General features: G+C 51.1%; 23 protein-coding genes. 15 read left to right on the top strand and 8 right to left on the bottom strand.

Annotation, left to right across the window (positions count from 1 at the left end; all coding sequences use genetic code 11):
• Window positions 1-22 precede the first annotated feature (22 nt).
• The 3 genes from BZG81_RS07280 to BZG81_RS07270 all read left to right on the top strand — a co-directional run bounded on the left by BZG81_RS07280 (window position 23) and on the right by BZG81_RS07270 (window position 2,890).
• Window positions 23-1,000: an ABC transporter permease gene (locus BZG81_RS07280; protein WP_021022169.1), complete on the top strand. Its 978-nt coding sequence runs from the start codon at window positions 23-25 to the stop codon at window positions 998-1,000.
• A gap of 3 nt (window positions 1,001-1,003) precedes the next feature.
• Complete coding sequence (locus BZG81_RS07275; RefSeq protein ID WP_077577298.1) at window positions 1,004-1,942, top strand: ABC transporter permease; 939 nt, start codon at window positions 1,004-1,006, stop codon at window positions 1,940-1,942.
• Window positions 1,943-2,062: 120 nt separating this feature from the next.
• Complete coding sequence (locus BZG81_RS07270) at window positions 2,063-2,890, top strand: hypothetical protein (protein WP_077677071.1); 828 nt, start codon at window positions 2,063-2,065, stop codon at window positions 2,888-2,890.
• 143 nt (window positions 2,891-3,033) lie between these two features.
• On the opposite strand, the gene BZG81_RS07265 is transcribed toward BZG81_RS07270, so the two are convergent.
• The 4 genes from BZG81_RS07265 to hemC are packed head-to-tail and all read right to left on the bottom strand — an operon-like array spanning window position 3,034 to window position 7,052.
• Window positions 3,034-4,230, bottom strand: coding sequence for a heme biosynthesis HemY N-terminal domain-containing protein (locus BZG81_RS07265; protein WP_077577296.1), 1,197 nt, complete (start codon window positions 4,228-4,230; stop codon window positions 3,034-3,036).
• Complete coding sequence (locus BZG81_RS07260; RefSeq protein ID WP_077661533.1) at window positions 4,227-5,363, bottom strand: uroporphyrinogen-III C-methyltransferase; 1,137 nt, start codon at window positions 5,361-5,363, stop codon at window positions 4,227-4,229. The genes BZG81_RS07265 and BZG81_RS07260 overlap by 4 nt, the downstream gene beginning before the upstream one ends.
• On the bottom strand, window positions 5,356-6,120 hold the full coding sequence (locus BZG81_RS07255) for a uroporphyrinogen-III synthase (RefSeq protein ID WP_077677070.1): 765 nt from the start codon (window positions 6,118-6,120) through the stop codon (window positions 5,356-5,358). Before BZG81_RS07255 ends, BZG81_RS07260 begins: the two co-directional genes overlap by 8 nt.
• The gene (gene hemC / locus BZG81_RS07250) at window positions 6,117-7,052 is read right to left on the bottom strand and encodes a hydroxymethylbilane synthase (RefSeq protein ID WP_077647405.1); all 936 of its coding nucleotides are present in this window, start codon (window positions 7,050-7,052) and stop codon (window positions 6,117-6,119) included. Before hemC ends, BZG81_RS07255 begins: the two co-directional genes overlap by 4 nt.
• A 389-nt stretch (window positions 7,053-7,441) precedes the next feature.
• On the opposite strand from hemC, the gene BZG81_RS07245 reads away from it, so the two are divergent.
• A complete protein-coding gene (locus tag BZG81_RS07245) occupies window positions 7,442-10,027 on the top strand; it encodes a class I adenylate cyclase (RefSeq protein WP_077461694.1) in 2,586 nt (861 codons plus the stop codon).
• A 55-nt stretch (window positions 10,028-10,082) separates the two neighbouring features.
• Here the strand turns inward: BZG81_RS07245 and cyaY are convergent, their stop codons facing one another.
• Window positions 10,083-10,394: an iron donor protein CyaY gene (gene cyaY / locus BZG81_RS07240; RefSeq protein WP_021022161.1), complete on the bottom strand. Its 312-nt coding sequence runs from the start codon at window positions 10,392-10,394 to the stop codon at window positions 10,083-10,085.
• Between the two features lie 77 nt (window positions 10,395-10,471).
• Between cyaY and lptM the strand changes: the two genes are divergently transcribed.
• The 7 genes from lptM to uvrD all read left to right on the top strand — a co-directional run bounded on the left by lptM (window position 10,472) and on the right by uvrD (window position 17,446).
• Window positions 10,472-10,582 carry an LPS translocon maturation chaperone LptM gene (lptM, locus tag BZG81_RS15800; protein WP_241824095.1) on the top strand — a complete coding sequence of 37 codons (111 nt, stop codon included), beginning with the start codon at window positions 10,472-10,474 and terminating at the stop codon, window positions 10,580-10,582.
• Between the two features lie 24 nt (window positions 10,583-10,606).
• Window positions 10,607-11,860 carry a diaminopimelate decarboxylase gene (gene lysA, locus BZG81_RS07235; RefSeq protein WP_077461693.1) on the top strand — a complete coding sequence of 418 codons (1,254 nt, stop codon included), beginning with the start codon at window positions 10,607-10,609 and terminating at the stop codon, window positions 11,858-11,860.
• Between the two features lie 8 nt (window positions 11,861-11,868).
• The gene (gene dapF, locus BZG81_RS07230) at window positions 11,869-12,699 is read left to right on the top strand and encodes a diaminopimelate epimerase (protein WP_077461692.1); all 831 of its coding nucleotides are present in this window, start codon (window positions 11,869-11,871) and stop codon (window positions 12,697-12,699) included.
• Complete coding sequence (locus tag BZG81_RS07225) at window positions 12,696-13,388, top strand: DUF484 family protein (protein WP_077677069.1); 693 nt, start codon at window positions 12,696-12,698, stop codon at window positions 13,386-13,388. The genes dapF and BZG81_RS07225 overlap by 4 nt, the downstream gene beginning before the upstream one ends.
• Window positions 13,385-14,347 carry a tyrosine recombinase XerC gene (gene xerC / locus BZG81_RS07220; protein WP_077677068.1) on the top strand — a complete coding sequence of 321 codons (963 nt, stop codon included), beginning with the start codon at window positions 13,385-13,387 and terminating at the stop codon, window positions 14,345-14,347. The genes BZG81_RS07225 and xerC overlap by 4 nt, the downstream gene beginning before the upstream one ends.
• A 1-nt stretch (window position 14,348) precedes the next feature.
• Window positions 14,349-15,077 (top strand): HAD-IA family hydrolase, encoded by a 729-nt coding sequence (locus tag BZG81_RS07215; protein ID WP_158011834.1) that lies wholly within the window; start codon window positions 14,349-14,351, stop codon window positions 15,075-15,077.
• A gap of 188 nt (window positions 15,078-15,265) precedes the next feature.
• Window positions 15,266-17,446 (top strand): DNA helicase II, encoded by a 2,181-nt coding sequence (gene uvrD, locus BZG81_RS07210; protein WP_077677066.1) that lies wholly within the window; start codon window positions 15,266-15,268, stop codon window positions 17,444-17,446.
• Window positions 17,447-17,542: 96 nt separating this feature from the next.
• Here the strand turns inward: uvrD and BZG81_RS07205 are convergent, their stop codons facing one another.
• Together BZG81_RS07205 and rarD are read right to left on the bottom strand one after the other, a co-directional pair.
• Entirely contained in the window at window positions 17,543-18,187 is a 645-nt protein-coding gene (locus BZG81_RS07205) for a LysE family translocator (RefSeq protein WP_077661541.1), read from the bottom strand.
• A complete protein-coding gene (gene rarD / locus BZG81_RS07200; protein ID WP_077461710.1) occupies window positions 18,184-19,116 on the bottom strand; it encodes an EamA family transporter RarD in 933 nt (310 codons plus the stop codon). The genes BZG81_RS07205 and rarD overlap by 4 nt, the downstream gene beginning before the upstream one ends.
• A gap of 171 nt (window positions 19,117-19,287) precedes the next feature.
• On the opposite strand from rarD, the gene recQ reads away from it, so the two are divergent.
• From recQ to BZG81_RS07180, 4 genes are all read left to right on the top strand, one after another.
• A complete protein-coding gene (gene recQ / locus BZG81_RS07195) occupies window positions 19,288-21,168 on the top strand; it encodes an ATP-dependent DNA helicase RecQ (RefSeq protein ID WP_077677065.1) in 1,881 nt (626 codons plus the stop codon).
• On the top strand, window positions 21,155-21,457 hold the full coding sequence (locus BZG81_RS07190; RefSeq protein ID WP_077461686.1) for a DUF3630 family protein: 303 nt from the start codon (window positions 21,155-21,157) through the stop codon (window positions 21,455-21,457). The genes recQ and BZG81_RS07190 overlap by 14 nt, the downstream gene beginning before the upstream one ends.
• Window positions 21,458-21,569: 112 nt before the next feature.
• Window positions 21,570-22,238 (top strand): 7-cyano-7-deazaguanine/7-aminomethyl-7-deazaguanine transporter, encoded by a 669-nt coding sequence (locus BZG81_RS07185; protein ID WP_077461685.1) that lies wholly within the window; start codon window positions 21,570-21,572, stop codon window positions 22,236-22,238.
• 61 nt (window positions 22,239-22,299) lie between these two features.
• On the top strand, window positions 22,300-22,734 hold the full coding sequence (locus BZG81_RS07180) for a GNAT family N-acetyltransferase (protein WP_077677064.1): 435 nt from the start codon (window positions 22,300-22,302) through the stop codon (window positions 22,732-22,734).
• 556 nt (window positions 22,735-23,290) lie between these two features.
• Here the strand turns inward: BZG81_RS07180 and elbB are convergent.
• A complete protein-coding gene (gene elbB / locus BZG81_RS07175) occupies window positions 23,291-23,941 on the bottom strand; it encodes an isoprenoid biosynthesis glyoxalase ElbB (protein WP_077677063.1) in 651 nt (216 codons plus the stop codon).
• Between the last annotated feature and the right edge of the window lie 79 nt (window positions 23,942-24,020).

Below are 24,020 nucleotides of genomic sequence, written 5' to 3'. Positions count from 1 at the left end.
ATCCAATCGCTTAGAGGCACACATGGTAACGTTTTTAGTCAAACGTCTGGTACAGGCACTGATTGTGATGTTTGTCATCAGTCTGGTGGCGTTTGCTATCCAAGACAACCTTGGCGACCCCTTGCGGGAGCTGGTGGGACAATCAGTATCAGAAGCAGAGCGCGATGCGCTGCGCGATGAAATGGGGCTTAATGATCCCTTTATAACCAAATATACTCGCTTTGTCGGTCAGGCCCTACAAGGTGATTTAGGCAATTCTTACTTCTTTAAACGACCGGTTGTCGATGTCATTTTAGATAAACTGGGCGCCACTTTAGAGCTGGTGGTCGGTGCGGCGTTGATCATCGTGGTGGTGTCGATTCCACTTGGTGTGTACGCCGCTATCCATCCCAAAAGTATACTTACCAAGATTATCATGGGCTTTAGTATCGTAGGGATTTCGATTCCCGTGTTCCTGACGGCAATCATGCTGATGTACGTCTTTTCCATTGAGCTTGGCTGGTTACCTTCCTATGGGCGAGGGGAAACGGCCAATTGGCTAGGTTGGGAGTCTGGCTTTTTCACCCTAGACGGCCTTGCGCACTTAGTATTACCCGCCGTGTCATTGGCCTCTATCATGTTGCCGCTATTTATTCGCTTGGTGCGTTCTGAAATGCTGGAAGCGTTGGGCACTGAATATGTCAAATTTGCGCGCGCGAAAGGGCTCCCCGAAAATAAGGTTTATTATCAGCATGCATTGAAAAACACCATGTTACCTGTGGTGACTGTAGGCGGAGTGCAAATCGGCACCATGATTGCCTATACCATTTTGACAGAAACCGTGTTTCAGTGGCCAGGAATGGGCTTTCTCTTTCTTGAAGCGATCAACCGTGTCGATACACCTTTGATTACTGCCTATGTCATTTTCGTCGGATTGATCTTTGTCGTCACCAATACATTTGTCGACTTACTGTATGGCCTGATTAATCCCACGGTTAACATTACCGGTAAGGAGGCGTAAGCGATGACACAAGCACATACCACCCCAAGTCGCTGGCAACGCTTTTTGGCCTCAGATTTCCTCTATCACTTTAAGCGTGACAAGGTGGCGATGGCCAGTTTTGCCATTTTTATGGTTTTTCTCCTACTGGCTGTGTTTGCGCCTTTGGTGGCACCAACCAATCCTTATGATTTGATGTCGATTGATATTATGGACTCAGAGTTACCGCCTGCTTGGATGGAATGGAGCGATCCTCGCTTCTTATTAGGGACGGATAACCAGGGCCGAGATATCTTATCCACTATGATTTATGGCCTGCGTATCTCTCTGACCATTGGTCTATGTGCGGTGGGGTTACAGCTCATCTTAGGGACAATCATAGGACTGAGTGCGGGGTACTTTGGCGGACGGATAGATAGCTTCTTTATGCGGATTGCAGATATTCAGCTGTCTTTCTCTACCATGATGGTGGCGATCATTGTGTCTGCGATTTTTAAAGCCAGCTTTGGTAGCGAGTTTTATAGTCAATATGCGATCTTGATGCTGGTGGTGATTATTGGGATTGCCGAATGGCCGCAATATGCGCGTACTATTCGTGCCTCTGTACTGGCGGAGAAGAAAAAAGAATATGTTGAAGCGGCGCGTGTAATGGGGTTTCGATCACCGCGTATTATGTTCCGGCACATTCTTCCCAACTGTCTGTCTCCGATCTTGGTGATTTCAACGGTTCAAGTGGCTAACGCGATTATGTCAGAAGCGGCATTATCGTTTTTAGGCTTGGGTATGCCTGTCGATCAGCCGTCTTTGGGCTCATTAATTAGTATTGGCTTTAATTACATTTTCTCTGGTTCGTGGTGGATAACGGTCTTTCCTGGTATTGCCTTAGTGCTGCTGGTGTTGGTTATCAACTTGCTGGGTGATTGGCTCAGGGATGTGTTTAACCCCAAAATTTATAAAGGATGAGAAAAATGGCTGCGTACGCAGCCATTTTTGTTCGTACCTAACAGCTTGAGAATCGTCAGCTTGAGTCATTGTATGACTTTGCTTAAGCTGATGAACATTAAGTGACGAAGGGAGTAAATCATGGGGCGGTGGCGAGGTCTGGTTGTCACGCTAATGGCAACGTGGGGAATGATATCCTCAGTGAATGCAGCGCAAACACCTTGTGCGATTATCGACAATCAGCAAGGTTGGCCGATCATTGGTGAAAAATGCGATATTGGCAATGGGCTGTGGGGTGATCAGTCTCCTGATCCGCAAAGTTCAGCATTTTGGGTCCAGTGCGGTGCCACAAACGGGGTACCATCACGTCAGTTTTATCAAACATTGCGCCAAGGTTTGCCGGATTTACCCTTTCAAGTGCAAGTTCGCGAAGGGCGTGGTCGTTGTTTAATTGGTCCCTATCAGGCTCTCGATGTCGCCAATGTGGTGCTTAAACGTGTACGCATGTTTGGTCCGACACGCCAAGCGGTGTTGCGCCAAACCCGTCAACCCCTATCTCAGCCTGCAGTCATACGCTTGCCGCCACTGGCGGAGACAAAAGCGTCTACTATGTCAGAGACAAAAGCGTCTACTCTGCCAAAGACAAGCGGAAAAGCAGCCCAATCCGAAGCCGCCTTCAATTTGAGCCACTTTGGTTTACCTGAGCCTGAGCAAGGTGACAAACAGTATACGGAAAAAGGGATGAGCTGGGTGCGGCTACCTTATGCGAAGGCGGAACCGCGTTGTCAGCAAGAAGGAATGGTACTTGCGTCCAAGCAGGACTTAACCCAGGTCGCCCAAGCCACCGATCAATTACCGATGCGTTTACCTTACTGGGTACAAGGCGCCCAGGGTGTTGATGCCAATACCGGCACGGTGGTCACGCGTAATCAAGTGGCAGCGCTCAATGTATTGTGTAAAAAAGGATAGCGAGTCGGCAAACTGGGGTTAGCTTTGATAGTAAGGTTAACCACAGAAGCAGTAAGGTTAACCACAGAAGCGATGCGTGATGGCATCGCATCGACAAAAACGCCCCATTTTATGATGGGGCGTTTTTGTTACTATCAGGCGTATTATGCTGCGGGCGGACGCTCGGGCAGTGCCATTTTTAAGGCGGTGCGCGAGATATCGCTGGCCGCTTGTCCTTGGTTGAGTTTATCTAACACATCGGCAAGGTAGGCATAATCACTGACATCAGTACGGTATTCGAGTGCTTGCTCAAAGTGGCTGCGCGCATCTTGCCATTTGCCTGCTTGCATCAGCAGCTGGCCCAGCGCGCTGTGAACAACCGGATTATGGCTATCGCGGGTTAGCAACTCTTCTAGCATGACCACGGCCGGATAACTGTCGGGCAAGTTGAGCGTAGGGATCAGTGCAATCAAGCGATCATCGGGCCGCTTTTTCAAGGTTTCACGCAATAAGATGTAGGCTTCAGAATCGGCATTTCGCGCCGACAAATGATGCACTAATCCAGCGAGCAGTGCGGGTTGGTTACGTTTGGCCTTCGGCAGTTGGTTCCAATGCGCAAGCAGCCCTTCTGCCCCTTTCTGACTGGCAACATGCGACATAACGCCAAGCTCGGCACGCTCATACAATACGTCAAGTTGTTCACTATTGAGCAGCTGTGCTTTTTTTAGCGTTGGAAGAAGGTTGAGCAACGCTGACCAATCTTCTAATTGGATATAGGTCTCTTTCAACAGGGACAGCATCACAGGGTTGCGTGGGTGTTGGCGTTTTATTGCCCGCAGTGAGGCCAATGCTTGCTCATACTGCCCGCTTTGGCTGTGTAACTGGGCGCGAGTGAGGGCGAGCGCTAAACTGTTGGCATTGATATCGGCGGCGTGTTGTAGGTACTGATCCCGCGCATGTAAATCTTGGCGTTGTTGTGCCGCTTCTGCGGCGGCGAGCAAGTTGTGCATGGGAGCATCACTGTGTGAGCGCGCTTTAGCGAGGAGCTTTTCCGCCTTTTTCCACTCGCCCTCGCGTAATTTCATTAAGCCTGTCTGGGTCTGCTGGCGGGCTTTACGCTGTTTCCGGCCGGATAACCAACCACTGGCAGTACTGCTCATCGAAAAGAGTTTTCTTAGCACCCACTCTAGGGCCCAGAGCACTGCAATGAGCGCGGCAATGAGCACTAAGAGGGTTGTTACGCTCATTTCAATGGTTTGCTGGGCCGCTGAAATGAGCACGTAGCCTTGGTGACCAGCCAGTTGTGGGCCAACCACCAAGCCTGCCGCCAAAACGAGGACAAGTAACAGCAGTCGTATCATGATTGGCCTCCTGTTAGCGGTGCAATATCTCGGCGCAATCGGGTATCAATCTCATCACTGACGAGCGTTTGGCTGCTGAGCTTTTGCGGAAGGTCGACCCCAATACGCTGTTCGTTCAGGGCGTTGAGTTGCTCAACAAAACGGCGGGTGGCGCTAGCATCCTGATTATAAAAGCGCAGCGCCCAGTCTTGGGCCATGCCAAGTGCTTCATGATAGAGGGTGTCATTCCCTTGATAGACAGCCCGCATGGCTTGATCGAGCTTGTTTTTTAGGTTCTCTTGCAAATAATAGCTTTGTGTCGGCGAGAGCAGTGGCACCACATTACCGTCGCGTTTGCGGTAGGTAATGAAATCATCAACAAATCCTTTCAATGAGGTGGTCAGGTTTGCTTGCCAATCGTTGACCGACTCGCTCACCACCGGAGCTTGCGTTTCCTCTGCCTCAGGGATCACGGCGCTGGCAAGGGGTAAGTCCTCGACTTGTCGTTGCATGCTCGTTAAGCGCAACACTATGCCATCTTTATCCACCCGCTTGACCGCTTTTAAAGCCGTTATATCGTCAGCTAACGCTTGGCGAATCGGTACCAACGACGGGTCGTTGAGCTGGGCAATACGATGATCTGCCGCTTCCATCAGCGCTGTGGCGCTTTGCGCATCGTGCTCAAGCCACACTTTGCGCCCTGCCATACGAATTAAATAATCCGCTTCCGCAAGTAACCAATCGTTAGGTCGGCGGCCTTTCACATCGGCCATTGCCTTTTGTAGACTCTTCAGGCTGCTATCTTGTTGATTAAGTCGTGTTGTAGTGGCGTCCTCAAGTTGCTCTCTCGCTTTTTCAGCAGCTTTTTTTTGCTGGCTAAGGGATTGTTCAAGGTTAGCAATTTGAGATTGTTGCGCTGATACTGTGTTTTGTAAAACAGTCGCTTGCTGGTGCCCATGATAGAACACCCATCCACTCGAGCCGAGTGCTATCGCGATGGCAATCGCGCCAAGAACAATACCGCCACGTCCTCCTGATGATGCGCTTTTTTTTGCTGCTTTCCCTGATGAGGAGGCATCCGTGGCGTGTGTCTTGGGTGACGAGGGCGTCGTAGCCTTGTTTGATTTGGTGTCGGTGTTTTTGTTGTCAGTCATCCGAAAGTCCCGTTTTACTTAACCTGAGCAGCGTGTGAACTAGGGCTGAATTGGCCACGCTGTCAACGGTCGTAATCGTGTCAAAATCGAGCCCTGTGGCTTGATCTTGAATCCTTTTACTGGGCACCAGTATACGGCATTGGCGCAGCCAGTGCTGTCCGCTTAATGTGATAAGTTGATCAAAGTAGGCTAATTGTTGGCCACTGGTGATCACCACGGTGTCGATAGTGTCTTTAGGCCAGCTTACTACTTGCGATACTAAAGGCTCAATGGCCCATTGTCGCCGATAGGTCTCGCAATAGTGAACTTGCGCGCCTTGATCGCTGAGTGTTTTTGCCATCATATCGCGGCCACTGTCACCGCGAAGAATCACCACCTGCGCCCCCTTTACCGCCATAAATGGAGCCAGTGCTAGCATGCCCTCACTGTCTTCGCGGACCGGGTATTGGACAGGCTGGCCGCAGACGGCTTGCCACTCACGAGCAGTGCGTTGCCCAACGGCAACATAATGACAATCACTGGGCCAGGTCATCTCCTGGCGTTGCAATGCCTGATGCGCAAAGGCCACGGCGCGTGGGCTCACTGCGACTAAGATGCTGTCAGCAGGCAGTGAACCGAGCAAGGTGGCGAAGGTTGGTAAGTCTCGCCCCGGCGCAAAACTAAGTAGCGGACAGGCGATCGCCGCCAGCCCTTGTCGGGTAAGCTGATCGACTAACTCACTGCAGTCTGGCTCGGGGCGAACAATAACCGTGGTCATGCGTCGTCTTGATAAAGTTTATCCAGAATTTGGCGCGCACCTTGAGCGAGGAGCTGCTCGGCTAAATCTGTCCCTAGTGCTTCCCCTTTCTCTAATGGGCCGGTGATTTCGGCACGTAAGATGGTCGAGCCATCCGGTTCGCCCACTAATGCGCGCAACCAAATTTTGTCGCCTTGAATTTCCGAATAGCTGCCAATAGGCACTTGGCACCCGCCTTCAAGACGATTATTCATCGCGCGTTCACAAAGTACACGTTGTGTGGTGCTGGCATCAGAAAGGGGGGCCAATAAGGTCCGAATACGTTCATCATCCAATCGACACTCGATACCCACGGCACCTTGCCCAACCGCCGGCAAGATGACTTCTGGTGGAATTTCATTACGTATGCGTTCATGTAAACCTAACCGTTTTAACCCAGCGGCGGCGAGAACGATCGCATCATACTGACCATCATCCAATTTCCCTAGGCGGGTGCCGACATTGCCGCGTAAGGTATTAATGATCAGATCCGGGCGACGTTCACGTAGTTGTGATTCGCGGCGCAGGCTAGACGTGCCGACGACAGCCCCTTCGGGTAAATCATCAATGCTGTTGTAATGGTTAGAGACGAAAGCATCGCGTGGGTCACCGCGCTCACAGATGGTGACCAATCCCAGCCCTTCTGGAAACTCAACCGGGACATCTTTCATCGAGTGCACGGCAATATCCGCGCGGCCGTCAAGCATTGCTTGTTCAAGCTCTTTAATAAACAAGCCTTTACCACCGATTTTAGCGAGGGGCGTGTCCAGAATCACGTCACCTTTAGTGACCATAGGCACGAGCTCGACGGTCAAGCCAGGATGGGAAGCTTCGAGTGCTTCTTTAACAAATTCCGCTTGCCAGAGCGCCAAAGGACTTTTGCGTGTGGCAATGCGCACGGGTGTTGAGTACATGGTGTTGCTTCCTTCTTGATTCATAACCACCATCGTATCATTGCCATTGGGTGGCTCGTAATAGTCGTCAATCGCTTTCGAGATTTATGATGGGCTTATCGTCATATAGGTGAAAAAATGTGATCGATAGCGTATTATTTACGCAAATAGTGAGATCGTTGGGCGGCAAAAAGTGAAAGTTACAACTAAGGTAGTAGAGCGTAAAAGTTGATATTGGTCTCAAAAAGCGCCTATAGTGCGTCACGAATCTCACCACACAGGCATCGGGGTTATTGACTTTACCCGAGTTGTCGAGAGTGTTACATTGATCACGTTTTGTTATCTGCAATTGGGCGGATACGGTGAAGACAGTAACGTCGACCTGTTGACCAGGATGTCAACGAATCTGGATGATTGCCTTGCAAACATACGTACAACAGCAAACTGAGCGCATAGAGGCGTTTAACCGCGTGAGAATGGATCGCGCGCGGTCAGCAATGAGTCGTCAAGCTCAAGCCATTTTTGATGTGCTGCCAGTGCTTTTACATCTCAACCACCCCGCATTGCCCGGGTTTTGTGGCGACAGTGTGCCTTTTGGTATCGCTGATTATCAGCTTGACGAGACACAACGTGAGTTTGTCTCTGACTGCCTGATCCACTCAAAGACGCGCTTCTCCTCTTTAACTGCATGCGTTGATGAACGTCGTCGTCATCCGATTAAAGGCATGTATACCATGGGCAGTACCGGCTCGATGGGACAAAGCCTCACCAGTGATCTGGATATCTGGGTATGCATTGATGCTGCCGTCACCACCGCCCAGCGTGATAAACTCGATGCCAAGTGCATGGCGATTTCCGAATGGGCGCTAAACCAAGGGGTTGAAGCCAACTTCTTTTTAGTGTGTGAAGGGCGGTTCCGCCATCACCTCAGCCAAACCATGACCAGTGATAACTGTGGTACCAGTCAGCACTTTTTGTTGCTTGATGAATTTTATCGTTCGTCAATGCGTGTTGCGGGGCAAAAGCTGCTTTGGTACATGGTCCCGCCAGAAATGGAAGACTGTTACGACGACTATGTCGATACCTTGGTGGCAGACCATGGTCTTGACCGACGTGATTGGGTCGATTTTGGCGGCCTGCCGACCATCCCGGCGGAAGAATACTTCGGCTCGAGCTTGTGGCAGCTTTATAAAAGTATCGATTCACCGTATAAATCGGTACTCAAAGCGATATTACTTGAAGCGTACTCGTGGCAGTACCCTGGCACCCAACTACTAAGTGTTGATGGTAAGCGCCGCTTTTATGCCGGCTGGGTTGATGTATACCAGTCCGATGCGTATTACCTGATGTTGGAAAAAGTGACGCGCTACCTCGAGTCAATTGGTGACGCCCGCCGCTTAGACCTTGTCCGTCGCTGTTTTTATCTCAAAACCCATGAAAAATTAACCCAGTCACCGTCGACCGGCTCAGTGGCATGGCGGCGTGACGTGCTGCGTCTATTGGCTCATGAGTGGGGCTGGGACGAGCAGGCGTTGACGTATCTGGATAACCGCCGTCACTGGAAGGTTGAGGAAGTGCAGTACGCACACAACGAGCTGCTTGATGCGTTAATGCAAAGCTATCGTAATTTGATTCGCTTTGCGCGCCGCAATGACATCACCTCGGCGATCAGCCCGCAAGATATCAGTACGTTAGCGCGTAAGCTTTATGCCGCGTTTGAAGAGCTACCGGGTAAAGTGACCTTGCTGAATCCGCAGATTTCACCGGATCTGCACGAGCCAAACCTGACCTTGATTCAAGTGCCCGAAGGGCGAACGAATCGACCGGGATGGTATTTATATAAACATTCCCTGGATCCGGTTGACATCATCGGTCGTGCGCCACTGGAGCATAACAGCTATCTGTCTAAGCTGATCGCTTGGGCGTTTTTTAATGGTTTACTGACCGAGTCGACGCATTTGCACACCGTAGTACGTGATGCAGACGTTGATATTGATACCCTGTATCAATTGGTCAGTGACATTCGCAACACCTTCTCTCTGCGGCCGCCACGCCCAACCTTGGACGCGTTATCAAGCCCCTGTGAAATTCGTCAGCTCGCCTTGTTTATTAACTTAGAGCAAGACCCGACGTCGGCGTATAAAAAACCATCGATGCGGTTTGATTTTAAAAATAGCGATATCTTTAGCTATGGCCCCGAGCAAACCTGCCTGGTGGGCAGTGTTGATTTGGTCTATCGCAACTCGTGGAATGAGGTCCGGACACTCAACTATCGCGGTGATGATGCGATTCTTGAAGCGCTGAAAACCATGTTAGGAAAAATGCACCAAGATGCGGTGCCACCTGAATCGGTCGATGTGTTTTGCTATTCGAGTAAAATGCGCGGCCTGATCCGCAACTTGGTCTACCAACTGGTGGCGGAATGCATTGAACTTAGGCTAAAACCGGTTGAAAAAGAAAAACGTCGTAGATTCAAAGCGTTGCGTATCGGATCGCAAACGCACGGCTTGTTCTTTGAACGTCGTGGCGTGTCCGTGCAACGTTTAGAAAATTCGGTCGATTTTTATCGCTGCATTTCCACGAATAAAGTGAATGGCACGCCGGTGATGGTGGTGGATAATCCGCAAGATGTGCACCCACCCGCGGTCGTCGATGCCTACGCCAGTGAAGGCTTGGTGCAGTTTTTCTTTGAAGACTGCGCCAATGGCTACAATCTTTATATTCTTGATGAGAGCAATCGCGTTGAAGTGTACCGCCAGTGCAGTGGTGATAAAACAGAGATGGTACAGGGCGTGAACCGTTTTTATACCTCCTCTCACGACCGTTATAGCTACAGTGCTAATTTTATTAACTTTAACTTGCCGCAGTTTTATCAGATTGTCACCGATGATCGCGGTGAGCCACAGGCGTTACCTTTTAAGTGCGATACACAATGGCAGCCGCCTCGCCAACCACCTCACGATGGCTTTAGTGGACAAGTGGCGTCATTTAAATAACCCAGAGAGCGGCTTTTCAGCGCGCGCTCTGGGCATTGTTAGCGCCTGCTTCAGATCACCAAGATACCGGCTCTCCAGCATGCCTGCTGCACTCTTGTTGGACTAAATCCATTAAGATTAAGCCGGTCTTGCTGCACGTCCACTCGCCCTCTTTTAACGCGAAATGAAAACCGCCACCTTTTGACGCGACCCAAATTTCTTGCATCGGCTCTTGACGGTTAATGATGATCTGGCTGCCATCGTCAAATTCGAGTGTCATCACATTGCCGACACTCTCATAATCGATGTCGGCGCCTGAGTCATCGATACCTTCTTCGATGGCCTGCATTTGCAAATCGACTAGCTGATGATATTCCGTTGTATTCATCCCGTTATATCCTATTGCTTTTCATGGTTGTGATGCGATTATAGAGGGCATTGACTCGATAATCACTGGCATTCACTATGCGAAAACTCGTCATTTTATTGATACTCACAGGCATCATGACACTGACCGGCTGTGGCCAACAAGGGCCCCTGTATTATCCGGACGAACAACCGACGCAAAATCAATAACCCACGACAACAGGGACGAACACCTTGGATTACTTTAATTATCAGGACGACGGCCAGCTATGGGCCGAATCATTGCCATTGGCTCAGCTTGCCAACGATTACGGCACGCCATTGTATGTGTACTCGCGCGCGACCTTGGAGCGCCATTGGCATGCTTTTGATTGTGCTGTGGGCGATCATCCACATCTTGTATGCTATGCCGTGAAAGCGAACTCAAATATTGGCGTATTAGATATTCTGGCACGGCAAGGATCGGGTTTTGATATTGTGTCGCAAGGTGAATTGGAACGCGTCTTGGTTGCAGGCGGCGATCCGGCGAAGGTCGTATTTTCAGGAGTGGGTAAAACGGCGGTTGAAATGCGGCGAGCGCTGGAAGTGGGGATAAAATGTTTCAATGTCGAATCACACTCTGAGCTTGACCGCCTAAACCAAGTGGCGGGCGAGCTGGGTGTCGAGGCGCCAATCTCTCTGCGCATTAATCCGGATGTTGATGCCAATACGCACCCTTATATTTCCACGGGCCTCAAAGAAAATAAATTTGGCATTGCTTTCGGGGAAGCGCTAAATAGTTTTCGCTATGCTGCCAGTTTGCCCCACCTGAAGGTGGAAGGTATTGATTGCCATATCGGTTCGCAGCTAACGGATCTGACCCCCTTTATTGAGTCCACAGACCGTCTGTTGGCCTTAATTGATACTTTGGCGCAAGAAGGCATTCAGATTCGCCACCTTGATGTTGGTGGCGGCCTCGGGGTCACCTACAGTGATGAAAAACCACCGCAGCCTTCGGAATATGCCAAAGCGCTGCTGGCGCGTTTGGATAAGCATCGCCATCTTGAGCTGATTTTTGAGCCAGGCCGTGCCATTGCTGCTAATGCCGGCGTCTTGCTCACCAAGGTGGAATTTCTTAAACACAGCGAACATAAGAATTTTGCCATTATTGATGCCGGTATGAACGACTTAATTCGTCCTTCCTTGTATCAAGCTTACCAAGAAATTATTCCGGTGGTGCCGCGTCAAGGAGAGCCCAAAACCTACGATTTAGTGGGTCCGGTGTGCGAAACCGGAGATTATTTAGGTAAGAATCGCTCGCTAGTATTAGCCCCAGATGATTTGTTGGCGGTGCGTTCAGCGGGTGCGTATGGCTTTGTGATGGCCTCTAACTATAATTCGCGCTGTCGTCCTGCCGAAATCGTTGTCGATGGTGAACACGCATACTTAGTGCGTGAGCGTGAAAGCTTGGCGTCACTGTGGCAGCTTGAAAAGCGCCTACCAGAATAAGGATTGGCATGCAGATACAGTTTGCAAAAATGCACGGACTGGGCAACGACTTTATGGTGGTTGACTGTGTTACACAAAATGCGTTTTTCTCCCCGGATCTTATCCGGCGTTTAGCCGATCGTCATCGGGGTATCGGCTTTGATCAACTACTGGTGGTGGAGCCGCCTTATGATCCGGAAACCGACTTTCACTATCGGATTTTTAATCCTGATGCGTCTGAAGTTGCCCAATGTGGCAATGGCGCGCGTTGTTTTGCCCGTTTTGTGCGCATGAAAGGGCTCACTAATAAATATCAAGTTAATGTCAGCACCCAAGCGGGAAAAATGCGGCTACATATTGAGAACGACAACCAGGTGCGGGTGAATATGGGCGAGCCTATTTTCACGCCGGGCAAGATCCCGTTTCGGGCTAATTCACAAGAAAAGACCTATTTGATGCGCGTAGCGGAACAGACTTTATTTGTCGGGGCCGTGAGTATGGGAAACCCACATGTCGTCACAGTGGTCGATGATATTGATACGGCGGATGTCGAGACGCTGGGGCCGCTACTTGAAAATCATGAGCGCTTTCCCGAGCGTGTGAATGCCGGCTTTATGCAGATACTTTCTCGTAATGCGATTAAGCTTCGGGTGTATGAGCGCGGCGCCGGAGAGACTCAGGCTTGCGGCAGTGGCGCTTGTGCCGCGGTAGCGGTAGGGATCGATCAAGGGTTGTTGGATGAGCAAGTCACCGTCACGCTACCGGGTGGGGATTTACGGATTCTCTGGCGTGGTCCAGGCCAGCCTTTATCGATGACCGGGCCTGCAACACATGTATATGATGGACAATTGCAATTATGAATCACGGGATAGACGCTACCACATTGGAAACCATGCCGTTGAGCGAGGATGCGGTAGCCGATTATTTAACTGATAATCCTGACTTTTTTTTGCGTCAGCGTGATTTGCTGGCGCGGTTAACCATCCCGCACGCTGAACAAGGGGCAGTCTCCTTGGTCGAAATTCAGCTCAAGCGCTTGCGTGAGCGCGTCGCAGAGTTAGAAGAAGACATTACCCAGCTGATGAGTCTCGGTGCCAAAAACGATCGCTTATTTCGTGCGTTTGCTGAGACGCATCAAGCACTACTTCGCACGAATCAGCCGCACGACGTGCAAAAAATATTACAGACGCTCAGTGCGCAATTACAGCTCAACGTCAGTGTCTGTGTTTATCACGATATTGCGGGGATGACGGCCATTCCTCGTCAAGCGGTGGATCAACTGAAAAACCATCACTTTGCCGGACGCCGTTGCTATTTGGGCCGTTTGCGCCGAGTCGATGCCGAAGTGGTGATGGCACAGCCACCGGAACTGGGGTCATTTGCCTTGGTGCCAATTAAAGGTGAGGGCAAAGAGTGGGGACTACTGAGCTTTGCCAGTGCAGATGGCGGGCACTTCCAGCCGGATATGGATACGCTGTTTCTTGAGCAGCTGGCTTCGCATTTAGCCATTTTATGCAGCCAGTGGGCGCAAAAAGGTGAGAGCCAGTGACCGACGAGACACCTCGCGAACCTGCCAGCGCACCGCGCTCACTGACGGTGCTTTTGGACCGTTTTTATCAATATCAGCTGAGCGAGCGTGGTCTCAGTGCGCATACCCAGCGTAATTATCAGCGCCAGTTAGATAAAATTGTCGACTTTCTGACCGCGCGCGGCATCGCTCACTGGACCGATGTTGATGCTGACTGGGTGCGACAAATTTCGAGCCAAGCCAAACGTGATGGGCTGAAACCGGGCAGTATTGCTTTACGTTTGTCCGCGCTGCGTAGCTTTTTTGACTATCTGGTGCAAGACGAACAGCTTGCCGCCAATCCTGCCAAAGGGGTCTCGGCGCCGAAACAAGGCCGTCATCTCCCGAAAAATTTGGATGTGGATGAAATGCATCAGCTGCTTGAAGTGGACGAAGACGATCCTTTGTCGGTGCGTGATCGGGCGATGATGGAACTGATGTATGGCGCGGGGCTACGTTTGGCCGAGCTGGTGGATCTTAACGTCCGTGATGTCTCAGTACGCAAAGGGGATTTACGTGTCATCGGTAAAGGAGAAAAAGAGCGCATTGTGCCTTTTTCCGGCATGGCAAAAACCTGGGTGATGAACTGGCTCAAAGTCCGTAATCAGCTCCTCAAAGGCCCAGAAGACGCGCTGTTTATTTCTAAGCTCGGCCAGCGTATCTCGCATCGGAGCGTGCAAAAACGCATGGCAGAGTGGGGACAAAAGCAGTCGGTCAATAGTCATATTAATCCCCATAAATTGCGCCACAGTTTTGCCACCCATATGTTGGAATCTTCGGGGGATCTGCGTGCAGTGCAAGAGCTGCTCGGCCATGCCGATTTGAGCACCACACAAATTTATACCCACTTAGATTTTCAACACTTGGCGAAAGTGTACGATGCCGCGCATCCCAGAGCGCGCAAATCAGGTCCAGATAAAAAACCGAACTCGGAGTCGTGATATGAAATTTTATCGTCGCTTACAGGCGTTTGATGCGGTGAGTTTTGACTTGGATGACACCTTGTACGATAACTGGCCGGTGATCGCACGCGCCGAGGCGGCGTTAACTGACTATTTGCGCGAGCATTGTCCGCCAATTGCCGCGCTTGATAACGCGACGATGGTGGGGTTTCGTCGCCAAGCGCGTGACCAGAACCCAGCACAACGCTTTGATGTGACCGCGATGCGGGTTGCCCAGCTGACGCTTGCCGGTGAGCATGTTGGCTTCACGGCCGAGCAAGCGCGCGTCCAAGCCCAAGCGGCTACGACCTTCTTCTGCGGTTATCGCAGTGATTTTACTCCCCCGGCACAAAGTTTGGCTTACTTAAAAGCCTGGTCCGAGACGCTGCCATTGGTGGCGATCACCAATGGCAACGTCGACACCGATGCGATTGGAATGACGCCGTTTTTCCAGCATATTTTCCGTGCCGGTGAACACGGCGCGGCCAAGCCAAGCCCTGAGATGTTTGCTCAAGCCGCGCAGGCCTTGGGCCTCGCCCCAGCGCGCATTCTACATATCGGCGATCATTTAAGCTCGGATGTTGCCGGCGCGCGTCAAGCGGGCATGCAAGCATGCTGGATTCGCCCAGAGCGGCAATCACCCATGATGCACAAAGGGCGCACCTTGCCGGATGTGGCGATCGATGATTTATCTGAGCTCGATAGCTTAATTCAGCAGTGGCACCGTTAGGCCGCGATACTGCTATGCGATATTACGCATACTACCGGTATTACTCATAGCTCCGATATTACTCATAGTACTGATATTTCCACCATTCACTCGGTTGAAGCGCCGATCGTTATCGGGCGCGCAATTTAGCGCTGAGCTGGTATAATCGCCAACCAGTGTATAAATACCCAGTAAAATGGCAGGTGGCGATGGACGTATCAACTCTTCTTGACGGACTCAACGACAAACAGCGTGACGCCGTAGCCGCGCCGCTTGGCAACCATTTAGTGCTTGCCGGGGCCGGTAGTGGTAAAACACGGGTGCTGGTTCATCGTATGGCTTGGCTAATGCGGGTGGAAGAGGCGTCGCCGTTCTCAGTGATGGCGGTGACCTTCACCAACAAAGCAGCAGCCGAAATGCGTGGCCGTATTGAGCAATTGATGCAAGGCACCGCCTCGGGCATGTGGTGTGGCACCTTCCACGGCATTTGCCATCGTATTCTCCGTGCCCACTATTTGGATGCCAACCTGCCACAAGACTTCCAAATTCTTGACTCAGACGATCAGCAGCGCTTGCTACGCCGGTTAATTAAAGCGCAAAACTTGGATGAAAAACACTGGCCCGCCAAGCAAGCGAGTTGGTACATCAATGGCAAAAAAGATGAAGGCTTGCGTCCCAAGCACATTGATACCCGCCATGATCCGGTTGAAAGCACTTGGCTACGGATTTATCAGGCGTATCAAGAAGCCTGTGATCGCGCCGGTTTGGTCGATTTTGCCGAGATCTTGCTGCGAACCTTAGAGTTATTGCGCGATAAAGCGGTGATCCGTGATCATTACCAAGCACGTTTCCAGCACATTTTGGTGGATGAGTTTCAAGATACCAACAACATCCAATATGCGTGGCTACGCATGATGGCCGGTCAACAGGCTAGAGTGATGATTGTCGGCGATGACGACCAATCCATTTACGGCTGGCGTGGCGCGAAAGTCGAAAATATTCAGCGTTTTCTGGACGATTTCACCACCCCGCAGACTATCCGTTTGGAGCAAAACTACCGCTCGACCAGTACGATTTTGCAAGCGGCGAACACCCTGATTGAAAACAACGCCGACCGGATGGGCAAAAGCCTGTGGACCGAGGGCAAAGAGGGCGAGCCTATTTCGGTGTATGCCGGGTTTAATGAGCTAGATGAAGCGCGCTTTGTGGTCGGGAAAATTAAAACCTGGCAAGACGAAGGGGGCGTACTGAGTGACAGCGCCATTTTATACCGCAACAACGCCCAATCCCGGGTGCTGGAAGAAGCCTTAATTCAAGCCGGTTTGCCTTATCGTATCTACGGTGGTATGCGCTTTTTTGAGCGTCAGGAAATCAAAGATGCATTGGCGTATTTACGTTTGATGGCGAATCGCAATGACGATGCGGCGTTTGAGCGGGTAGTGAACACGCCCACTCGGGGAATTGGTGATCGCACTCTTGAGACGCTTCGTGGTGCGGCGCGCGATCGTGGCCAAACCTTATGGCACACTGCCGAGCAAATCTTGGCCGAAAAAGCGCTGGCAGGGCGTGCGGCCAATGCATTGGGCCGGTTTATCGAGCTGGTCAATGCGCTAGAAGATGACACCCGTGACATGGCACTGTATCAACAAACCGATGCCGTGATCCGTCACTCCGGCTTGCGCGCCATGTACGAGCAAGAAAAAGGCGAAAAGGCGCAAGCACGCGTTGATAACTTGGAAGAGTTGGTGACGGCCACGCGCCAATTTACGCCACCCGAAGAGGCGGAAGCGGAAGGGATGACACCGCTGTCGGCATTCTTGGCCCACGCTGCCCTTGAGGCCGGTGACGGCCAAGCGGACGAGTTTGATGATGCGGTCCAATTGATGACCTTGCACAGTGCCAAAGGTCTCGAGTTCCCCTTAGTCTTTATGGTTGGGGTGGAAGAGGGCATGTTCCCCAGCCAGATGTCAGCCGAAGAAGCGGGTCGCCTAGAAGAAGAGCGTCGCCTTTGCTATGTCGGCATGACGCGAGCGATGGAAAAACTCTATCTGACCTACGCAGAAATGCGGCGTGTGTACGGCAAAGACATGTTCCATAAGATCTCGCGCTTTATACGTGAGCTGCCCGAGGCCTGCTTGGAAGAAGTGCGGATGCGTGCCAATGTCTCACGCCCTGCTGCAAGCGGTGGTCGTTTTTCCAAAACGCAGACTCAGGAGAACTTTAACCAAACCGGGTTTAGTTTGGGTCAGCGGGTTCAGCACCCTAAGTTTGGTGAAGGCACCATCATCAACTTTGAAGGCAGTGGCGGACAAAGCCGCGTGCAAGTCGCCTTTAATGGGGAAGGGATTAAGTGGTTGGTGACTCAGTACGCCAAACTGGAAGCGCTTTAATCTCGGCTGCTTAACGCTAAAAAACGTAACATACGCCCAGCCTTGGCTGGGCGTATTGGTATTGACTCGATTGCCTGCATTTTTTCAGCCGCGGCGTTAGCCGAACACGCCGGCTTGCCAAACGACCGCGCCACCTAACAGCAAAAACAACAGCGCACACAGGCCATCGATAACTGGGGCGACCTTGGTGAGCACTTGCTGTACGCGACTCCCTGATAGCAGCCAGGCGAGTGACGAAAACCAGCCTAATGAGAGTAGGAACACCACCGCCACGGCCATGGCTTTGCCACTGGCAGACATGCTGGCCGGCACCAAGGTACTCATCAACGAAATAAAAAACACCAAGGCTTTTGGGTTGAAAAGGTTGGTCAGTACCCCTTTCCAAAAGGCCTGTTTTTGGCCGCGTACCGCAGGCGCATCATTGGTGGTTTGCGCCGGCGCTGTGGTGGCGGCGAGCAAGCCTTTAATCGCGCTAAGGCCTAAATACATCAGCACACTGCCTCCTGCCACTTGCACCCACATAAACAGTTGCGGGTGCTGATGCACCAACAGGCTGATGCCGGTAATGCTCAGTATTGTGTGCGCCAAAATACTGAGCGATAACCCCAGTGCAATCGCCAAGCCAGTGGCACGGCCATAACGGGTCGCATTTTGGAGCACCAAGGCAAAGTCGGGCCCGGGGCTGAGTAGCGCAATCATATGTACCCCCGCCAGCGTGGCGAGAATAGTCAGCTCGTTCATTCTGGTTTTCCTGTTGATAACGCGGCACGTTTAATGTTGGTGACTTGATGTCGTTTGTTCTGATAGGCATCAACGCTAAATATCGCCAAGGCGGCCCAAATAAAGCCGAACGTCGTGGCCTTGTCGAGGGTGAAAGGTTCGTCATACAAGCCGACGGCGAGTAAAAACATTAAGCTTGGGCCGATGTATTGGAAAAAGCCTAATACCGTTAAAGGTAAGCGGGTGGCGGCGCCGGTAAAGCACAGTAAAGGTATCGTGGTGATCAAGCCGGCAGCGGCCAGTAGCATATTTAGACTGATGGGATTATCGAGCAGGTTAGCGCTAGGTGTATCGGCAAACTGCCATAGATAAATCAGCGCAACGGGCAAGAGTGTGCAGGTTTCCACAAACAGACCCGGCACTGCCGGTAAGTTGATTTTTTTGCGCAGTAAGCCGTAAATCGCAAAGCTGGTGGCCAGCACCAGGGCTATCCAAGGCAGTGAGCCAAAGGTAATCAATTGTACCAATACCCCCACCAACGCTAGCGCGGCGGCAAGCCATTGTAGACGACGGAAACGCTCACCAAGAAAGATCATCCCCAGCGCCACATTCACCAGTGGATTAATGTAGTAGCCAAGGCTGGCATCTAGCATGCGATTATTGACAATCGCCCAGATAAAAATCAGCCAATTACAGCCAATAAAGCAAGAGGTGAGCATCAACATCAACAGCTTTTTCGGCTCGCGGATAATCGGTTTAAGCTGATAAAAACGACGGGTAAAAAACAGCAGCAATGCCAAAAAGACAAACGACCAAATAATCCGATGCGACAAGATTTCTGGCGCCGGAATATGGTTGACCGTTTTAAAGTATATAGGGGCAATTCCCCACATAATGTAAGCTGCAAGGGCTAATAGCACGCCTTGGCGGGCGCGTTTCGGATCTGGAATCACGGTGCTTTCTCGTTATGGGTATCGATAAGGAATGAACGCGTATTCATGCATGTTGACTAGATGTAACAAGTTGTAAGCACCGGCGCAAGCACCTTTCTTAGTGCTCAGGGTTTCATCAGTCAGAGGGTGTCGGTAGAATGAGCGCCAGTTTGAGTAACGAGCTTGATTATGTCCGCCACCCCCGCTCATGTCGATACACCAACGGCGACCGACGCCGCTACCATTGACCCTGCCACGAGTCCTGCCCACCAGGTACTCAAAGCGGTGTTTGGTTATCATCAATTTCGCGAGGGTCAGCAAGCGGTGATTGACGCAGCGATTGCTGGCCGTGATGCCTTGGTGATTATGCCAACCGGAGGCGGGAAATCACTGTGCTATCAGATCCCTGCGTTGGTACGTACTGGTTTGACCGTGGTGATTTCGCCTTTGATCTCGTTGATGAAAGATCAGGTCGATCAGCTCAATGCCAATGGCGTCACGGCGGCTTGCTTAAACTCGGCGATGACCCCCGAGGCGCAAGCGGAGACTTTGCGCGCCTTAAACCATGGCGAGGTGAAACTGCTGTACGTGTCGCCTGAGCGTGCCCTGGGCCGTGATTTTCTTCATCGCTTAAGTGATTGGCAACTTGGATTAGTGGCGGTGGATGAAGCGCACTGTATTTCCCAGTGGGGACATGACTTTCGCCGCGAATATGCCTCTTTGGGTCAGCTGAAACAGCATTTCCCCGATGTGCCGGTGATGGCGCTGACGGCGACCGCGGATGCCACCACGCGCGAGGACATTCTATCTCGCCTTACCCTGAACGATCCGCTGGTGCATCTGGGCAGCTTTGATCGCCCGAATATTCGTTACACGCTATTAGAAAAGCATAAACCCTTAGCGCAATTGATACATTTTTTAACTGGCCTACGCGGTCAGTCGGGCATTGTGTATTGCAATAGTCGCAAGCGAGTAGAGCAGGTCGCGCAAAAACTGTGCGACAACAATATGCTCGCCGCTGCTTACCATGCCGGCATGACCACAGAGGCGCGCGGGTCGGTGCAAGAGGCGTTCCAACGTGATGATGTCAATATTGTGGTGGCGACCGTGGCATTTGGCATGGGGATTAATAAGCCCAATGTTCGCTTTGTGGTGCATTACGATGTACCGCGCAATATTGAGTCTTACTATCAAGAAACCGGCCGTGCCGGACGAGACGGACTACCGGCTGAAGCGGTGTTGCTGTATGACCCCTCAGATATGGGGTGGCTTCATCGCTGTTTGGAAGAAAAGCCCGAGGGGCCACAAAAGCAGGTCGAAAGCCATAAACTGACTGCGATGGGCGCGTTTGCCGAAGCGCAAACCTGTCGCCGTTTAGTGCTCCTGAACTACTTTGGCGAAAACCGCCAAACCCCGTGTGGCAACTGTGATATTTGTCTCGACCCACCTACTCACTTCGATGGCACTGAGCAAGCGCAAAAAGCGCTGTCATGCGTCTACCGTGTCAACCAAAGCTTCGGGGTCGGGTATGTGGTTGAAGTGCTGCGCGGAATGCAAAATCAGCGCATTAAAGATCATGGTCACGACAAGCTATCGACCTATGGCATCGGGCGAGAGTGGAGTCATGAATACTGGGTGAGCATTATTCGCCAATTGATCCACCGCGGTTATCTGGTGCAAAACATTGCCCGCAGCTCGGTGTTGCAGTTGACTGAACAAGCGCGGCCACTATTGCGTAGCGAAATGGCGCTTGAATTGGCGGTACCACGTATCGGCCTCAGCCCACGCACCAAAGCCAATAAGCTGAGTCAGCGCCATTACGACAAAAAGCTATTTGCCAAGTTGCGTAAGTTACGTAAAGCGATTGCCGATGAGGAAGATATTCCACCGTATGTGGTGTTTAACGATGCCAGCTTGATGGAAATGGCCGAGATGCTGCCTTCCTCACACGCTGAGCTGTTGGCGGTCAGTGGCGTCGGCCAGCGCAAACTGGAAAAATTCGGCGATGCGTTTTTAGATTTAATTGACGATCACCTTGGCATCAGTGAGTACGGTTATGGTACCGAGTAATTGGCCTTTGATTGAATCAGACTGTGCCTTGGCATTTTCTCAGCCACAGCTTGATGCGGATAATGCCGAGGTTATCTGTCAGCCATTGCTTGACGTGTTACAAGCTCAAGTACTGGAAAGCCAGCAAGACGCCGACATGATGACCTGGCTAATTGACTTTGAAGGCACGCGTCTGATGCTCAAAGCGGCCCATTACACCCAGAGCGTATGGTTGGAGCCATTGGAGAGTGATGGTGATGAAGTGATAGCCTTCTTGCGGCGCTGGTGGATACGTCATCCGCCTCTTTAAATTACACTGGCACCGCCGATTGATTGCTGTATAATTCGCCACCTCGCGCTGCCTGTTGATAGGTAGCTAAGTATTTTGGGTTCCCTCGCCCCCAATAACAAAAAGGTGCACTATGAGCCACTTTTCTCTCGCTCAGCAGCGTAAAGCGCTGAGTTACCTCGTGATATTCCATCTTATCATTATTGCCTCCAGTAATTACTTGGTGCAGATCCCTTTTACCGTTTGGGGTTTCCACACCACCTGGGGAGCGTTTACCTTTCCGTTTATTTTCTTGGCTACCGATCTGACTGTCAGAATTTATGGCCCTGGATTAGCGCGTCGCATCATTTTATTCGTGATGATGCCAGCTTTGCTGATTTCCTATGTGTTATCCGTCTTGTTTTATCAGGGCAGTTACCAAGGATTCGCGGAACTGAGCACGTTTAATCTCACGGTGGCTCGGATTGCGATTGCCAGCTTTATGGCCTATCTGCTGGGTCAGATTTTAGATATTCATGTGTTCAATCGCTTACGCCAGCAGCGCCAATGGTGGGTGGCGCCGAGTTGTTCTACCTTGTTTGGTAATGCCTCAGACACGCTCGCCTTTTTTGCGATTGCGTTCTATCAAAGCCAAGATACCTTTATGGCGGAGCACTGGGTTGAAATTGCCCTGGTCGACTACGCCTTTAAGCTGATTATTAGTTTGGGGCTGTTTATTCCTATGTATGGGGTGTTGCTCAACCTGATTATCCGACGTATCACACAAGTGAGTCCGTCGGGGGCGGTGCAGCAAACGTCCTAATCAGTAGCAGAATAAAGAGTCGCATCGCGGCTCTTTTTTTACGTCAATACGAGGAGGTGAGATGGAAATTCGTGCTGGGTACTTAGAGGAGGCGATAACGGTACTTAACAGCGTGCCCGAGTTGGATGCAGGAGTATCCTTGGAGCAATGCCACGCGCGATTAGCCGGACGCATGGCATTGGTATTGGTCGCGTATCAAAACGGTGAGCCTGTGGGGGCGAAAATAGGCTATGCCACCAGTCAGACGCAGTTTTATAGCTGGCTGGGCGGGGTGACCAAAGCGGCGCGAGGTCAAGGGGTAGCGAAAGCGCTGCTACAGGCTCAGGAAGCGTGGGTTGCGGCTTCTGGCTATCAAACACTTGCGGTCAAATCACGCAACCGCTTTACCGCGATGGTGTGCATGCTGATGCGTCATGGCTATCAGATGGTGGCGTTGGAGCAAAAAGGTCAGCCTGCCGATTATCGACTTTATTTTGAGAAGCAGATCAATAAATGAACAGTGAGTGGAAAATAAGCATATTTTTTTCTTGATAAACGATAATGAGAATGGTTATTATTAACTCGCACTCAGGGTCAAGCCCACATGCTTAACCCTGAAGGCACGACATTGCTCACATTGCTTCCAGTGTATTAGCGGGGCGCTTATCAGACAGTGATTAAGTTAGCCCATTTTTGCTAGGCGACACCTTTCGGGGTGTCGCTTTTTTCTTTTCTGGGTGCTGGCTTTTCGAACGATGGATGTTGGCGTGATAGCTGTGGGTGCAATAACAGTTTGATGACAGCGAGAGAGTCTGAGCACAAGATCAACAAATCAAAAAGCATCGAAATTATTTGTTGAAAATGCTAATGAGAATGGTTATTGTTAACTTGTCTTCAGGGCAAAGCCCACATGCTCAGCGCTGAAGGCACGACATTGCTCACATTGCTTCCAGTGTATTGGGGCCAGCAAACTGTTACTAAAACAGCTTTGTTTTTGCGCTCACCTGTTACAGCGACGCCGCTCTCGGCGTCGCTTTTTTCTTTGTGTCTTTCTTTTTCCCGTTATTATTTGCTTAGGCGAGCTCAACCAGTTTTTTCACCATCCGATTGATACCACTAGCTGCGTCCGAAACAGACGTTGCTAGCATATAGGCCGGTGTGGATAGCAGATGATGGCGCTGATCCAGCACATAATCCGATACTGGGCAGTCAATATGTTCACTCCCCATACGATTAAAGGCGGCAGCGATATCAGGTTCATTGCCAATGGTGCCTTTTACACCTTTTGGATAGATCTGCGGGATCATGATTGGTGCGATACACATATAACCGGCGGGCTTTTCTGCACGCATAAAAGCTTGGCAAACCGCAAACATATCTTGGTGTACCTGCACCGGATCGCCATTGTAAGCAAAGTCTGACAAGTTCTTGGCTGCACCAAAGCCACCGGGGACCAGTAAGGCGTCGAAGTCATCGACGTTTAAATCGGTAAGCGGAAGAATCTCACCACGAACAATACGGCTGGCTTCGGTGAGCACATTGCGCGTTTCGTTCATCGGCTCACCAGTACGATGATCGATCACATGGTGCTGATCGATATCTGGTGCGAAACACTGCCATTGCGCATCGTTTTGTTCTAGTGCTAGCAGCGATAATACGGTCTCTTGGATCTCTGCGCCGTCAAACACGCCGCAGCCAGATAAGATCACAGCCACCTTTTTCATCACGCTCTCCTTGTATCGAGATTAAAAATATCGCAATCAGTGTGGGCAATGCACAACGATCAACGACGCTAATATAGGC

This window comes from Salinivibrio sp. MA607 (assembly GCF_001996245.1).
In the GTDB taxonomy this organism is placed as follows: Bacteria; Pseudomonadota; Gammaproteobacteria; order Enterobacterales; family Vibrionaceae; genus Salinivibrio; species Salinivibrio costicola.
The sequence above is the reverse complement of the archived record's forward strand: the minus strand, read 5'-3'. Positions and strand labels throughout refer to the sequence as shown.